This window comes from Acidobacteriota bacterium (assembly GCA_034211275.1).
Taxonomy (GTDB): Bacteria; Acidobacteriota; Thermoanaerobaculia; order Multivoradales; family JAHZIX01; genus JAGQSE01.
The window spans coordinates 1-14,235 of sequence record JAXHTF010000070.1 but is presented as its reverse complement, the minus strand read 5'-3'; the positions used below and the strand labels follow the sequence as shown (position 1 = coordinate 14,235).

The following is a 14,235-nucleotide window of genomic DNA, read 5'->3' as shown; positions in this document are numbered from 1 at the left end:
GAGCTGCTAGCGCTTCTTTGCAGCTGCAAGAAAATCGGAAACGGTGAGGTTGGCGGCCCGGATCAGGGAGCGGAGAGTGCCTCGGGCGACCTCCTTGTGATCCGGCACGGAGAGGGTCGCCAACTCGCCGTCTTTGACCAGGACCATGTGGCTACCGCGCTGGCGTACGAAGGTCCACCCAAGACGTTCGAAGGCCCTCCGCACTTGACGGCCGCTGAGGATTGGTAGGGGCGGCATCCCGTCGGGCTCAGACCAAGACCTCGATTTGGCGGGTTTCGACGGTGAGAGGCAGCCCCCGCTCCGCTCGAACCTCCAAGCACAGACTGATCGCTTCCTGGATATTCTCCAAGGCCTCCTCGCGGCTTTGACCCTGGCTGACACAGCCTGGAATCGAGGGGCATTCCACCACCCATGCGCCGTCCTCATCGCGATCCAGAGTCACTTGGAATTTCATGCCAGATCCTCCAAAGGAGTCGAAGAGTTCTTCTCAGTGCCCATTCTAGCTCCTAGGAGCCTGCTGAAAACCTCACGCCACGCTCCGAGCGGCTCTTTTCGGCCGAATCTTCGTTGTCGAGCCTCGACGATTCCCGAATCGCCTGCGGTTCTCCGCCTCGATTCTGCTCGAAAATTTCTCACTCTCGCTTGCGGCTGACTTTTTCAGCAGGCTCCTAGCCTTCCCAACTTGCGCCGGTCGGTGCCAGAAGGCGCTGGCGGAAGCTGGTGTTGCGCAGGATCAGATAGCCGGCGAGGGCGCCGAGGACGCTGATCAGACCGGAGGCGAGGAAATTGCCGGCGTAGCCTAAGGCTTCGGCGCTGAAACCGCTCAACGAACGGCCGCCGAGCTGCGCCACCACCACGACACTGGCCTGGAGGGTGTAGTCGCTGCCGGCGGTGCGCACTCGGGAGACGTCCATCATCATGGTGAAGAGGGTGACGGTGACCAGGCTGCCGGTGAAGTGCTCCAAAATGCAGAAGCCATAGAGCGCCGGCAGGCTGGCCAGGGCCGGCACTGATGCTGCGAAGAGGGCGGGGACGGCGTAGCCGGCGGCGCCGAGGGCTTGGAGCAGGCCGGCGGTGACCAGCCCTCGCACTCGACCCAGCCGAACCACCCACCAGCCGCCGGCCAGGGCTCCCACCAGCCCGGCGGCAAAGCCCGCCAGCCCGACCAGCGAACCGATGTCGCCGGCGGAGAGCCCCAGGTCCACGAGGAAGGGATTGAGCATGCCGGTGGTGAGGTTGTCGCCGCCCTTGAAGAGCAGGAGAAGCAGCAGCCACCAGGCCATGCCGGGTCGCCGGAGAATCTCGAGAAAGTCCCAGAATCCGGGCCTTTGAGGTGCTTCTTCCTCCTCGTCCTGTGAGGCCCTACCCGAATCACAAAGACGATCTTGGGGGGTGGCTTGCGAGGCCCTACCCGAATCACAAGAGGGTTCGCGATAGAGGACGATGGGCACCGAGGCGGCGGTGAGCAGGGCCGCCATCACCCAGAATAGGCTGGTCCAGCCGAGCCAGTCGATGAGGATGAGGAGAAAGCCGCCGCCGACCACCATGCCCACCCGGTAGGCGGCTACCTGGATGCTGTTGCCGAGGCCGCGCTCGGCGTGGCTCAGGAGCCCTACCGCCAGGCCGTCGGTGGCGATGTCCTGGGTGGCGGCGAAGAGGTTGATCAGCAGAATGCCCGCCAGCACCAGCTCCAGCTGGGTGGCGGCGTCGAGGAAGCCCATGGCCAGGAGGGTGAGGATGGCCAGTCCTTGCAGCGGCAAGATCCAGCTGCGTCGCAGCCCGAGGCGCCGCCAGCCGACGCGGTCCACCAACGGTGCCCACAGAAACTTGAGCGCCCAGGGCAGGGCCAGTAGATTGCTCAGGCCCACGTGGGCGAGAGACACCCCCTGTTGCCGTAGCAGCACCGGCAGGGCTTGGCGAAAGAAGCCGTAGGGCAGTCCCTGGGAGAGGTAGAGGGAGGTGAGGAGGGTGAATTTGCGAAGCGCTTTCATGAGCTCCGGCCTCCGTCGGCGGGGCGGATCGAGGGTGTGAGAGCGGAGGCAGAATAGCACGGGGTGGGAGGCGGTTCCGGGGCTCCAGGGGTGAGCCTCGGGAATCGATAGCCATCCCTGGAGCGATCACCCGCCTCGAGCCCGCAGTGCCATAAGATGCATCCCATGAGCGACCCACGCGAGCATTACACGGTCCACCTGGCGAAGGAGGACTTCAAGTTTTCTGCCGCCCACTTCACTCTCTTCCCCGATGGCCAGGCAGAGCTGCTCCACGGCCACAACTACCAGGTGGAGCTGGAGCTGACGGGGGAAGGGTTGGACGGCTACGGGCTGCTTTGCGACTTCGTCGCGGTGAAGGGGGCGATCCGCGACGCCTGCGAGCGGTTGGACACCCGGACGCTGGTGCCTCGGGACAGCCCGGAGCTGGTTTTCCATCGCGGAGAAGCTGGGCACGAGGAGGAGGACGGAATGGTGGTGACCTACCGGGACCGCCGTTATGTTTTCCCGGCCCGGGACGTGCTGGTGCTGCCGGTGGTCAATACCTCCATCGAGCTGCTGGCCCGCTGGCTATGGCACGAGCTAGCCCCAGGGTTGGTGGGCTCGCAGGTGTCGGTGTTGGGAGTGTCGGTGGCGGAGACCGCGGGGCAGAGCTGCTGGTATCGGGCGCCGGTAGCCCAGGCCGCCGGCGAACAGAACCCATAGCTCCCGATTGGCCCGTGGCTCCCGACTTGTAGGGCGTTCTTCGACAGCGTGCGGTGCTTGGGGCTCGAGGGCTTAGAGTGAAGCGGCGGTCAGGGCGGGGCTTCAAACCGGATCTCGGCGGGTCCCGTAGTCATGGATAGGCGAGCCCCGGGGCTTGCGCCGCCGGGGCTCGATGAAAACGGAATCGAAGGCGATCTCCGAAGGCTATTTGCCAGCGACCGGCCCGGCTGCCAGCGAACAGCTCGGCTAGCTAACCAGCCAGGTGCTGGCGGAAGAGTTGGGCGACCTCACCCTCTTCGGGGAAGCGGCCCAGGGACTTCTTGGAGAAGATTAGATCCTCGCCGAGCTGGACCTCGAAGACGCCGTTGCGTCCCTTGATGAGCTCGACGGAAACGTCGAAAGACTGCTCAAGCTCAGCCGCCAGACCGGCGGCGCGGGGCTTGTAGTTTCAAACGACACAATACTCGATGGAAACGTTCTGACTCATCGTAGATACCTCCTAGGGTCGGGATTATAGAGCAGCCGGTTTTGGTTGTTGCCGGTACGGGCTGCCGACGGGCGGGGAGCTTGGGACCCATGCTAGTCTGACCTGTCTCGTCGGGAGGGATTCTCGAGAAAGCGAATCGAATGTCATGGATAGAGATCTGAAAAACGTCCTCGCCAAACCTCAGGAAGAGGCCTTGATCGCCGAGAAGGTGATGCCTCCGGTGGGAGACAACGGAGAAGCCGAAAAAGTCCAGCGCATCGCCGGCCACGTGCGGAGCATTCTCGAAGAGCTGGGCTTGAATCTCGATGATCCCAACCTGCGGGAGACCGACCGGCGCGTCGCCAAGATGTACCTGGAGATGTTCCACGGTCTGCGGGAAGGGGCGGAGCCGAAGGTCACCACCTTCCCCAACGACGAGAATTACAGCGGCATGGTGATGGAGAAGCAGATCCCCTTCTACTCCATGTGCTCGCACCACCTGGTGCCCTTCTACGGCCATGCCCACATCGCCTACATCCCTAGCAATCGCATCATCGGCCTGTCGAAGTTTCCCCGCATCCTGGAGTTCTACGCCAAGCGGCCGCAGCTCCAGGAGCGGTTGACGGAACAGGTCGTGACCTACCTAGAAGAGAAGCTGGAGCCCATCGGAGCCATGGTGGTGATCGAGGCGCGGCACCTGTGCGTCGAGATGCGCGGAGTCAAAAAGCCCGGCGCCGTCACCGTCACGTCCTCCATCCGCGGCTGCTTCCTGGAGCGCCCCGTTCGTGAAGAATTCCTCGACCTCCTCCGTCGTCCGTAACGCCGTCCGCCACCTCCTTCTGATCCTCCTCTGCGCCGCGTTGGCGGTCCCGTCGGCCGAGGCGGCGGGCAAGAAGCTCAAATCCTATGACCGGGAGATGCTCATCCAGCCCTTCCTCGGGCCGGGCTACGCCGAATGGCTCATCGGCCCCATCGCCCGGCTGGTGACCCGGGAAGAAGCCGACGAATACCTGATCCTCAGCAGCGACGAGGAGGCGCGGGCCTTCATCGACGAGTTCTGGGCGCGCCGGGACACCAACGGCGACGTCCCCGGCAATCCGCTGCGGGAGCTCTACGAGGAGCGGGCCGCGGAGGCGGACAAGCAATTCTCCGAAGCCCAGATCCGCGGGCGCAATACGGACCGGGGGACGCTCTACGTGCTCTACGGTCCGCCGGAGGAAGTGGACTACGACATCGCTCAATGGCTCGACGGCCCGCCGCTGATCCTGTGGAAATACGGCAAGGATGCGGAGCCCGGCTTGAACGATGAGAAGCCGGACCGCCTCTACCGCCTGATCCGGCTGGAGGACCTGACGGTCTTCTACGAGGAGCGCATGCGCCGCGACGCCCTGCGCGAACAGCGCGTCCGCCCGCCCCGGTACCCCCGCAACTGAGTCGACCAGCAGTGCCGAGGCCTGAGCAAGGTCGAGCTGGGGCACTGACGGCTAGCACCGGGACTTGGGCTCCGGCGGCCGATAGGGTACAGTTCCGGCGATTGGACTCGGCTTCCGCCCCAGTCTTTCCTTCTCTTCTCATTCACGCCCCCAGGCTGGGGGGAGGAAATCAAATCATGGATCAAGCTCGTGCCCTTCTCGCCGGATCCGGTATCTCCGTACCGCCCCTCGAAATCGACAACGACATGCTGTCTCGCATCGTCGAGACCAACGACGAATGGATCCGTGAACGCAGCGGCATCCGCACCCGCCGCTACGTCGAGCCGGGCGTGACCTCCGCCGACCTGGGCGCCGAAGCGGCGAAGGCGGCGTTGGAGGATGCCGGTGTCGAGGCCGGCGAGGTGGACTACATCGTCTGCGCCACCATGACTCCGGATCATTATTTCCCCGGCTGCGGCACGCTGATCCAGCAGCGCCTGGGCATCGATCCCATCCCGGCGCTGGACATCCGCCAGCAGTGCGCCGGTTTCGCCTACGGATTGCAGATGGTGGACGCGCTGATCCGTAGCGGCATCGCCCGCACCGTGCTGCTGGTGGGCACCGACGTGCACACCGCCCTGATGCCGTTCAACGAGCGGACCTGGGAAGTACTCGACGATCCGGAGAAAGGCCCCCTGGAGCCGGAGACCTTCGAGTGGAACTCCCAATTTCGCCATCTGCTGGTGCTCTTCGGCGACGGTGCCGGGGCGATGGTCTTCAAAGCTCACACGGAAGACGATGGCCGCGGCATCCTCGGTGCCCGCATGCTCGGGGACGGCAACCACAAGGACATCCTCTACGTCCCCGGCGGCGGCTCGGTGGAGCGTCCGTGGGTCAGCCACGACATGATCGACAGCGCCACCACGGTGCCGGTGATGGACGGCCGGGCGGTGTTCAAGCTGGCGGTGACCCGCATGCCCGAGGTCACCAAGGAATTGCTCAGCCAGTACGAGCTGACGGTGGAGGATCTGGACCTGCTGATCATGCACCAGGCCAATCTGCGCATCAACGAGGCGGCCACCAAGGTTCTGGGCATCGACCGGGACAAGGTCTTCAACAACATCCAGAAATACGGCAACACCACTTCCGCCACTCTGCCACTGTGCTTCCACGAAGCCCGCGAAGCCGGTCATGCGGAACCGGGCAGCCTGGTGGGCTTCTCCGCCCTCGGCGCCGGCCTGCATTGGGGAGCGGTGCTGATGCGGGTTTGAGAGCCCTCCGGCTCCACCCCTCTTCGGCTTCGCTGGGGAGCGCGGTACAATAGCGCTCATGTTGCGCCGACTGCTCCTCGTGGTCTTTGGTCTGTTGGTGGCGGTGATGGCCTGGAAGGTCAACGTCCCCGGTTCCAGGCCGAGTCTTGGATCGCGTTCCGGAAGCGGCGAGGGGAAGCGTTCCCCGCGCCGAGATCCGGAGCCGCAGGAAGCTCCACCCCAGGCCTATCCTCGGCCGGTGGCGGTGGAGCCCCCATCCCAGGTTGCTGAATCGACCGCTGGACCCGCGCCCGGTGAGGGTGACGGGGTCGGCCTTTGTATTGCTTTCAAACGCGACGGCTCCCGCTGCAGCCGCCGGGCTCGAGAGGGCTCGGAGTACTGTTGGCAACACGAGCCGCAGAAGAATTAGCCCGCTGCTCGCAGGCAGCATCCACCGGGTGAACGGCCCCACGACCCGGTGCCACAAACTCAGAAAATTGGCTCGAAGGTGAGGGAGCGATGATGGCAAGGAGTAATTCGGCGGTGAAGAAGCGCCGTTATGTACCCGCGGTGGGGCCGCGGCTCAAGAGACTGCTGGCGGTGGTCTTTGGGCTGTTCGCCCTGTTGGTGGTGAACTCGGTCTACCTGGTGGGCGTCAGCCTGATGGAGTGGATCCAGGGCCAGACGTATCAGAACTGGTTCTACCTGATCATGTTCATGATCCACCTGGTGCTGGGGCTGGCCCTCATTCTGCCAGTGATCCTGTTCGGCATCTTCCACATGCGCAACGCCAAGGATCGCCCCAATCGCCGGGCGATCAAGGTGGGCTACGCTCTGTTCATCGCCTCGCTGGTGCTGCTCTTCAGCGGTGTCCTGCTGACCCGCATCGAGGGCGTGTTGGTGATCAAGGACCAGGCGCTGCGCTCGGGACTCTACTGGCTGCACGTCATCACTCCGCTGCTGGCCGCTTGGCTCTTCGTGCTGCACCGCCTGGCGGGGAAGCGGATCAAATGGCGCATCGGTTTGCGCTGGGCGGCGGCGGCGGCGGTGTTCGCCGGTGCCATGCTGGTGCTCCAGGCGCAGGACCCCCGGGAATGGAACGTCGTCGGTCCGGAGAGCGGCGAGCAGTACTTCTTCCCTTCCCTGGCGCGCACCGCCACCGGCGACTTCATCCCCGAGCGGGTGTTGATGAACGACCAATACTGCGCCGAATGCCATCAGGACAGCCACGAGTCCTGGTCGGTGAGCATGCACCGCTTCAGCTCCTTCAACAATCCCCCCTACAAGGCCTCCGTCACCGGTACCCGCAAGATGGCGAATCTGCGCGACGGCAACGTGCAGGCCTCGCGCTGGTGCGCCGGCTGTCATGACCCGGTGGTCTTCTTCTCCGGGAAATTCGACGACCCGAAATTCGACGACCCGGACTTCGACATCAACTCCGAGCCCACCGGCCAGGCGGGCATCACCTGCACCTCCTGTCACGCCATCACCAACGTCAACAGCGTGCGGGGCAACGCCGACTACACCATCGAAGAGCCCATCCACTACCCCTTCGCGTTCAGCGAGAACGAGACCCTGCAATGGGTCAATCGTCAGCTGGTCAAGGCGAAGCCCGAGTTCCACAAGAAGACCTTCTTGAAGCCGCTGCACCAGACTCCCGAGTTCTGCAGCAGCTGCCACAAGGTGCATCTGCCGCCGGAGCTCAACGATTACAAATGGCTGCGCGGCCAGAATCACTACGACGCCTACCATCTGAGCGGCGTCTCCGGTCACGGCATCACCAGCTTCTACTACCCGCCGAAGGCGACACCGAGCTGCAACGAATGCCATATGCCGTTGCGGGAGTCGGATCAATTCGCCGCCCAGGACTTCGACGGTACCGGCATCCGCAAGGCCACGGACCACCAATTCGTCGGTGCCAACACCGGCATCCCGGCGCTGGTGGGGCTGCCGGATTGGGCCAACGAGCGGCAGCGGGAGTTCAACGTCGGCGTCATGCGCCTGGATCTCTTCGGCCTGCGCCGCGGCGGCACCATTGACGGTCCGCTGCAGGCTCCTCTACGGCCGGCGGTGCCGGCTATCGAGGCCGGTGAGCCCTATCTGCTGGACGCCGTGGTGCGGACGGTGAAGATGGGCCACCTCTTCACCCAGGGCACCGCCGACTCGAATCAGGTGTGGGTCGATCTGCGGGTGACCAGCGGCGGCCGGGTGCTGGGCCGGAGCGGCGGGATGAATCCGGACAACGAGGTCGACCCTTGGTCCCACTTCATCAATATCTACATGCTCGACCGCGACGGCAACCGCATCGACCGGCGCAACGCCGAGGACATCTTCGTGCCCCTCTACAACCACCAGATCCCGCCGGGAGCGGCGGACGTGGTGCATTACCGGCTGGAGGTCCCCGAAGGCTGGACCGAGCCGGTGACGGTGGAGGCGCGGCTGCAGTTCCGCAAGTTCGACAGCATCTACATGGACTTCGTCTACGGCGAGGAGTACATCAACGAGCTGCCCATTCTGACCATGGCGGTGGACACCATCACCCTGCCCGTGGTCGGCGGGCCGGAGGTGGCGGAGGAGCAGACTTCCCCCATCCCCGAGTGGCAGCGCTGGAACGACTACGGCATCGGCCTGCTGCGCAAGGGCGGCAAGACCAAGGGCGAGCTGGCCCAGGCGGAGGAAGCTTTCCGTCGGGTGGAGGCTTTGGGACGCCCCGACGGCCCTCTCAACCTGGCCCGGGTCTACCTGGCCCAGGGTACGGTGCAGGACCAGGCCATCGCCGCCCTGCGCCGGGCAGCGGATTTCGATCCGCCGGCGCCACCGTGGTCGGTGTCCTGGTTCACCGGGCTGGTCAACAAGCAGAACGGCTATCTGGACGAGGCCATCGCCGACTTCAAGGGCATCCTGGAGCTGGACAGCGCCGAGACCCGCGAGCGGGGCTTCGATTTCACCCAGGACTACCGCCTGCTGACGGAGCTCGGTCAGACCGTCTTCGAACGGGCCAAGCAAGAGCGCGGAGAAAGCCGCCAGGCTCGCCGGCAGGAGCTGCTCCAGGAGGCTGTGGGCTACTTCCAGCAGGCTTTGGAGCTCGATCCGGAGAACGTGCCGGCGCATTACAACCTCAACCTCATCTACCGCCAGCTGGGAGAGGAAGAACTGGCCACCGAGCACGGTGAGCTCTACCAGCGCTATCGTCCCGACGACAACGCCCGGGACCGCGCCATCGCCATCGCCCGGCGCAACGATCCGGCGGCCAACCATGCCGCCGAGGCCATCGTGATCTACGATCTCCACCGCTCCGAAGCCTACGAGCTCGAAGGGCAGCCGGCGGACGAGCGGCGGGCCGCTCCCTACGAGCTGTTGGCGCTGGAGGGGGCCGAGCCCATCGCCACGCCGCCGGGGGCGTCGACGGAGACGGCGGCTGCCGGCCCGTCACCTCCGGAGGGTGAACCGGAGAAGGTCGCCGAGCTGGCGGGAGGACGTCATGGCCGATAACGACAAAGAACGATTGGATCCCGTCTCCGGTGCCGAGCCGCCGGTGGACGACGGCGAGTGGGTACCGGAAGACGACGCGGTCATCGGTCGGGCTTTCTGGCGCTCGCTGGCGGTTTTCGCCGTCGTCGCCGTGGTGGTGGTGGTGATTCTGCTGCTGGTGCGGCGGCCGCCGGAGGAGATGCCGGAAACCGAGCTGGCGGCGACCGCGCCGGAGCAGGTGGCCGAATCGGTGGACCCCCTGGCGGTGAGCTTCACCGACGTCACCGAGGCCGGCGGCATCGACTTCGAGCATTTCAACGGCGCCACCGGCGACAAGCTCCTGCCGGAGAGCATGGGCGGGGGCGTCGCGGTGCTGGACTATGACAACGACGGGGACCAGGATCTCTTCTTCGTCAACTCCAGCTCCTGGCCCCACGACACGCCGGTGCGGCCGACTCCCACCAGCGCGCTCTTCCGCAACGACGGCGACGGCACCTTCACCGACGTCAGTGGGGAGACAGGAACCGCCCTGGAGCTCTACGGCATGGGCGCCGCGGTGGGGGATTTCGACAACGACGGCTGGGTCGACCTCTTCGTTTCCGCCGTCGGCGAGAATCGGCTGCTGCGCAATCGTGAGGGTCGTTTCGAGGACGTCACCGCCGCTGCCGGTGTGGCCGGGGACGCTGGAGCCTGGAGCACCAGCGCGGGCTTCCTCGACTACGACCGGGATGGCGACCTGGACCTCTTCGTCGCCAACTACGTGCGCTGGTCCAAGGACATCGACTTCGAGGTCGACTATCGCCTCACCGGCGTCGGCCGCGCTTACGGGCCGCCGGTGAACTACCAGGGCTCCCACTCCTACCTTTATCGCAACGAGGGGGACGGCAGCTTCCAGGATGTCTCCGCCGAGGCCGGAATCGAGGTGGTCAATCCGGTCACCGAGGCGCCGGCGGGCAAGGCCCTGGGGCTGGGAATGGCGGACGTCGATCAGGATGGCTGGGTCGACATCCTGGTGGCCAACGACACCGTGGGCAACTTCTTCTTCCACAACCGGGGGGACGGTACCTTCGAGGAGGAAGGGGCTTTGTTGGGTGTCGCCTACGGCCGTAGCGGCGAGGCCACCGGAGCCATGGGAGTGGACGTGGGGCATTACCGCAACGATGCGGATCTGGGCTTCATCATCGGCAATTTCGCCAACGAGATGACCTCCGTCTACGTCTCCCAGGGCGATCCATCCATCTTCGCCGACGAGGCCATCGGTGAGGGCATCGGTGCCCCCACCCGCACCATGTTGAGCTTCGGTATCCTCTTCCTGGACTACGATCTCGACGGCCGCCTCGATCTGCTTCAGGCCAACGGCCATCTGGAGGAGGAGATCGCCTCGGTGGATCCCAGCCAGAGCTATCGCCAGCCTGCCCAGCTGTTCTGGAATGCCGGTTCGGAGTCGGGGCGTACCTTCGTGCCGGTGCCGCCGGAGGAGACCGGTGACCTGGCCTCCCCCATCGTCGGCCGCGGCGCCACCTTCGGCGACCTCGACGCCGACGGTGATCTGGACCTGGTGCTGACCCAGGTGGGTGGTGCGCCGCTAGTGCTGCGCAACGATCAGGCCCTCGGCCACCACTGGCTGCGGCTACGCCTCGTCGGGGACCCGCAGCAAGGCGTCAGCCGCGATGCCGTGGGAGCCTGGGTGGAGGTCACCGCCGATGGCGTCACCCAGCGCCGCCAGGTGATGCCCACCCGTAGCTATCTCTCCCAGACGGAGCTGCCCGTGACCTTCGGTCTCGGCGGGGCGGAGACCGTCGAGGCTGTGCGCATCGTCTGGCCTGACGGCACGGCCCAGGAAGTCCCGCCACCCGCGGTGGACCAGGAAGTGGTGGTGGAGCAGTCCTCGACCTGAGCCCCATTCGATCAAGCGAAGTCACCTCGCTCCCACGCTGCAGCGTGGGAGCTCAGGGGAGACGCTCCAGCGTCGTGGGCGGGGGAGAGCTCATGGCAAGCTTCTTTCCGCCCCGCTGGAGCGGGGCTTGGGCGTCAGCGCATGGCTCTTTGCTGTTGGTTCCCACGCTGGAGCGTGGGAACCAGGCATTTGAACTAGGACACCACCCCACACCTAGGAGGACACCGATGGCATTGACCAAGCTCACCGACACCGAGATCGAGAGCCGACTGCAGGATTTGGATGGCTGGACCCTGGACGGCGGCAAGCTGTACCGGGAGCTGCGCTTCGACGACTTCGTCGGCGCTTTCGGCTTCATGGCCCGCGGCGCGTTGCTGGCGGAGAAGATGAACCACCATCCCGAGTGGTTCAACGTCTACAACCAGGTGCGCATCCACCTCGCCACCCACGACGTGGATGGCATCAGCGAGAAGGACTTTCAGCTCGCCCAGGCCTTCAACGACCTGCTCTGACTCCTGGCTTAGCTTCCGCTCCAACGAAAAAGCGCCCGGTCCGACCGGGCGCTTTTGCTATCGACGCTGCTCGTCTCGCTCAGACCGCGTTGAGAAAGGACTCCAGGTCGGCGGGGTCGACCAGTGGCTCGCCGGGGCTGACGTTGGAGACCTTGCCCTCGAGGACCCATTTGCGCAGCCGGTCCGCCTCGCTGTAGAGGTGGTCGAAGCTGTCGACGACGAAGAGCAGAGGCTGGTAGTGGTGGATCTCGAAGTATTGGTTCACCACCCACTCCAGCTGGAAGGGGTAGCGCTGCACCTCCGGTGACTCCACCGAGTGTTTGATCTCGCCGTAGGAACTCAGCAGGCCGCTGCCGTAGACGGTGATGCCCTTGCCGTCCTGGCTGCGCATCAGGCCGAACTCGACGGTAAACCAGAAGAAGCGCGCCAGCGCCTTGATGACGCTGTCCAGCTCGCGCACCGCTTGCTCCCGATCCTTGAAGCCGGCGTATTTCTCCGCTGCCGCCTGGGCTACGTCACCGATGGCCACCAGGGCCTCGGCGAAGTCCTTGTCGGTGTGCATGGGCACGTGACCGGAAATGTCGTGGAAGATGTCCGGCTCGGGGAGATAGTCGAGGGTGTCGACGTCGCGGATGGTGATGGTGGTGGGGAATTCCCGCCGGCGGAGGGAGTCGAAGAAGAGGTAGGCGGGGATGTAGCCCGCCACTGCCTTGGCGACGAAGCCGGTGAGGGGAGCCAGGAATTGGTTCACGTCCTCCAGGCGCGGCACCTGGTTCGGATCGATGGCGAGCTTCTCGATGCCCTCCAGGAAGTGAGTGTTGGCGTATTGCTGCCAGCGCGGCAGCATGCGCTCGTAGAGGCGGCGCCAGGCCTCCTGGTTGCGCTCGCTGTAGAGCTCGTAGGGCTGGCGGATGAACATGTCGCCCCGGTCCTTCGACTGTTCGATAAAGGGAGCCCGGGTGGTGGTGAGATCGTTGGTCGCGACGGCTTGTTGCATGGAGTGACTCTCCCTTCAAGGCCTCAAAAAGACTTCAGTCCGGCATCGGGCGGGCTCTGGCGGAATCGGCGGGCTATCCTGACGGATCGGGCTGGATCCGGGAGGAGCCGCCCGCGAATGCTGGCCCTATTCTACCCAATAGCGGCTAGGCCAGCCGCAATTCATCTCTGTTACGAACGCGAGGCGGGTAAGGTTGGCTGCCGCATTCCGAAAGGCTCAACATCTGGCTGGAAGCCAGCTGGCTCCTAGAAGGAACAGTGTATCGGATTGCCCGAACGGGACAAGCATCTCGCTAGAGATCCTCCCTCGGGGTGGGGGCCAGGCAACCTGGGAGCAAGAAAATGGGGGTGCCGAAGCACCCCCGAAAGGAAATCAGACTCGGGCCTTCGCCCGAAGAAGTAGCCTCAGAGGCTGGGCTTGTAGGTCGCCACCGCAGCCTGCATGGCCGCCGCCTGGTCCGAGGTGAAGGTGTTCATGCAGGCGTCGTCGGTGTAGTCCATGAAGTTGTAGATCGGGTCCAGGCCGGCGCTGGCGCAGGTGTCCCGGCCCACGGGGCAACCGAAAGCGGGGCTGGCCTCGTAGGGGGTGTCGGCGATGTAGTCGCCGGGGGCGGAGCAGCCGTTCTGGAAGGTGTGGTAGAGGCCCAGGTAGTGGCCGACCTCGTGGGTGCCGGTGTCGCCCAGGTTGTAGGGCGCCGCGGAGCCACCGGGCAGGCTGGAGTAGAGCAGCACGACGCCGTGCAGCGGATCGTTCTCCGGCAGCTGGTTGGGCAGATAGGCATAGCCGAGGATGCCGCCGCCGGGCTTGCAGGTGTAGATGTTCAGGGTGGTCGCCGGGCTGATGGCCAGGGAGCTCTTCATCTGGCTCTCGGCGTTGAAGTTGTCGCACTTGTTGAACCAGCGGCGGTTGTTGGTGCGGTCGACGCTGGACAGGGAGAAGCCGAAGCCGGTGCCGGCGAAGGCGGCGTTGAGCACGTCGATCTGGTCGTCGATCCACTGCTGCGGGATGTTGCCCTCGGTGGTGCCGCGGCGGGACTGGTAGACGACGTGGAAGGCGACGGGGATGTTGCCGATGGCTTCCGTGCCGGTGATGCCGTTCTCGGCGATCCAGGCCTCGATGTTCTTGCGGTAGTCGGCCATCTCGCCGGCGGAGGGGTTGGGAGCGGCACAACGCTTACCGCGGACGATCTCGCCCTTTTCGTTCAAGAAATGGACATCCTGGCCGCCCTGATCGACAGCGTGGGCGCTGATGGGGCCGGCTTCGGCCTGGTCGACGACGAGGAAGCTACCGGCAAGAGCCAGCAGGGCGGCACAGAAGAGACAGGCAAACTGCTTCATGGATTTCTCCTTGTTCGGACGGTGCATCGGGTTTCGAGATCCTCTCGGAGCCGGCGCCATTCGGATCTTGCGATACGGCACCACTAAGCCCCTTGGGCATTACTAAACAGAAGGGCAAGCTTCCACCGATTCAGAGTCCAAACTCCCCTCGCAACTCCCCATCTTGACTCGGAAAAAGTGGTCTGAAAGAGGTCTCACCC

At 64.9% G+C, this 14,235-nt stretch carries 13 protein-coding genes; 7 read left to right on the top strand and 6 right to left on the bottom strand.

Annotation, left to right across the window (positions count from 1 at the left end):
- Nucleotides 1-6: 6 nt before the first annotated feature.
- The 3 genes from SX243_12605 to SX243_12595 all read right to left on the bottom strand — a co-directional run bounded on the left by SX243_12605 (nucleotide 7) and on the right by SX243_12595 (nucleotide 1,991).
- Complete coding sequence (locus tag SX243_12605) at nucleotides 7-237, bottom strand: type II toxin-antitoxin system HicA family toxin (protein MDY7093804.1); 231 nt, start codon at nucleotides 235-237, stop codon at nucleotides 7-9.
- Nucleotides 238-247: 10 nt separating this feature from the next.
- Entirely contained in the window at nucleotides 248-454 is a 207-nt protein-coding gene (locus SX243_12600) for a type II toxin-antitoxin system HicB family antitoxin (protein ID MDY7093803.1), read from the bottom strand.
- A 214-nt stretch (nucleotides 455-668) separates the two neighbouring features.
- Nucleotides 669-1,991, bottom strand: coding sequence for an MFS transporter (locus SX243_12595; GenBank protein ID MDY7093802.1), 1,323 nt, complete (start codon nucleotides 1,989-1,991; stop codon nucleotides 669-671).
- A gap of 165 nt (nucleotides 1,992-2,156) precedes the next feature.
- Between SX243_12595 and SX243_12590 the strand changes: the two genes are divergently transcribed.
- Nucleotides 2,157-2,693, top strand: coding sequence for a 6-carboxytetrahydropterin synthase (locus SX243_12590; protein MDY7093801.1), 537 nt, complete (start codon nucleotides 2,157-2,159; stop codon nucleotides 2,691-2,693).
- Nucleotides 2,694-2,943: 250 nt separating this feature from the next.
- Here the strand turns inward: SX243_12590 and SX243_12585 are convergent, their stop codons facing one another.
- Nucleotides 2,944-3,180, bottom strand: a complete 237-nt coding sequence (locus SX243_12585) for a SelT/SelW/SelH family (seleno)protein (GenBank protein MDY7093800.1) — start codon at nucleotides 3,178-3,180, stop codon at nucleotides 2,944-2,946.
- Between the two features lie 145 nt (nucleotides 3,181-3,325).
- On the opposite strand from SX243_12585, the gene folE reads away from it, so the two are divergent.
- From folE to SX243_12555, 6 genes are all read left to right on the top strand, one after another.
- Nucleotides 3,326-3,979, top strand: a complete 654-nt coding sequence (folE, locus tag SX243_12580; protein MDY7093799.1) for a GTP cyclohydrolase I FolE — start codon at nucleotides 3,326-3,328, stop codon at nucleotides 3,977-3,979.
- Complete coding sequence (locus SX243_12575; GenBank protein MDY7093798.1) at nucleotides 3,945-4,592, top strand: GWxTD domain-containing protein; 648 nt, start codon at nucleotides 3,945-3,947, stop codon at nucleotides 4,590-4,592. Before folE ends, SX243_12575 begins: the two co-directional genes overlap by 35 nt.
- A 176-nt stretch (nucleotides 4,593-4,768) precedes the next feature.
- Nucleotides 4,769-5,842: a beta-ketoacyl-ACP synthase III gene (locus SX243_12570; protein ID MDY7093797.1), complete on the top strand. Its 1,074-nt coding sequence runs from the start codon at nucleotides 4,769-4,771 to the stop codon at nucleotides 5,840-5,842.
- A 522-nt stretch (nucleotides 5,843-6,364) separates the two neighbouring features.
- Nucleotides 6,365-9,313 carry a multiheme c-type cytochrome gene (locus tag SX243_12565; GenBank protein MDY7093796.1) on the top strand — a complete coding sequence of 983 codons (2,949 nt, stop codon included), beginning with the start codon at nucleotides 6,365-6,367 and terminating at the stop codon, nucleotides 9,311-9,313.
- The gene (locus tag SX243_12560; GenBank protein ID MDY7093795.1) at nucleotides 9,303-11,189 is read left to right on the top strand and encodes a CRTAC1 family protein; all 1,887 of its coding nucleotides are present in this window, start codon (nucleotides 9,303-9,305) and stop codon (nucleotides 11,187-11,189) included. Before SX243_12565 ends, SX243_12560 begins: the two co-directional genes overlap by 11 nt.
- A gap of 227 nt (nucleotides 11,190-11,416) precedes the next feature.
- Nucleotides 11,417-11,701 (top strand): 4a-hydroxytetrahydrobiopterin dehydratase, encoded by a 285-nt coding sequence (locus SX243_12555; protein MDY7093794.1) that lies wholly within the window; start codon nucleotides 11,417-11,419, stop codon nucleotides 11,699-11,701.
- 79 nt (nucleotides 11,702-11,780) lie between these two features.
- Here SX243_12555 and SX243_12550 read toward each other — a convergent pair whose 3' ends face one another.
- On the bottom strand, nucleotides 11,781-12,698 hold the full coding sequence (locus SX243_12550) for a phenylalanine 4-monooxygenase (GenBank protein MDY7093793.1): 918 nt from the start codon (nucleotides 12,696-12,698) through the stop codon (nucleotides 11,781-11,783).
- 404 nt (nucleotides 12,699-13,102) lie between these two features.
- A complete protein-coding gene (locus SX243_12545; protein ID MDY7093792.1) occupies nucleotides 13,103-14,035 on the bottom strand; it encodes a zinc metalloprotease in 933 nt (310 codons plus the stop codon).
- Between the last annotated feature and the right edge of the window lie 200 nt (nucleotides 14,036-14,235).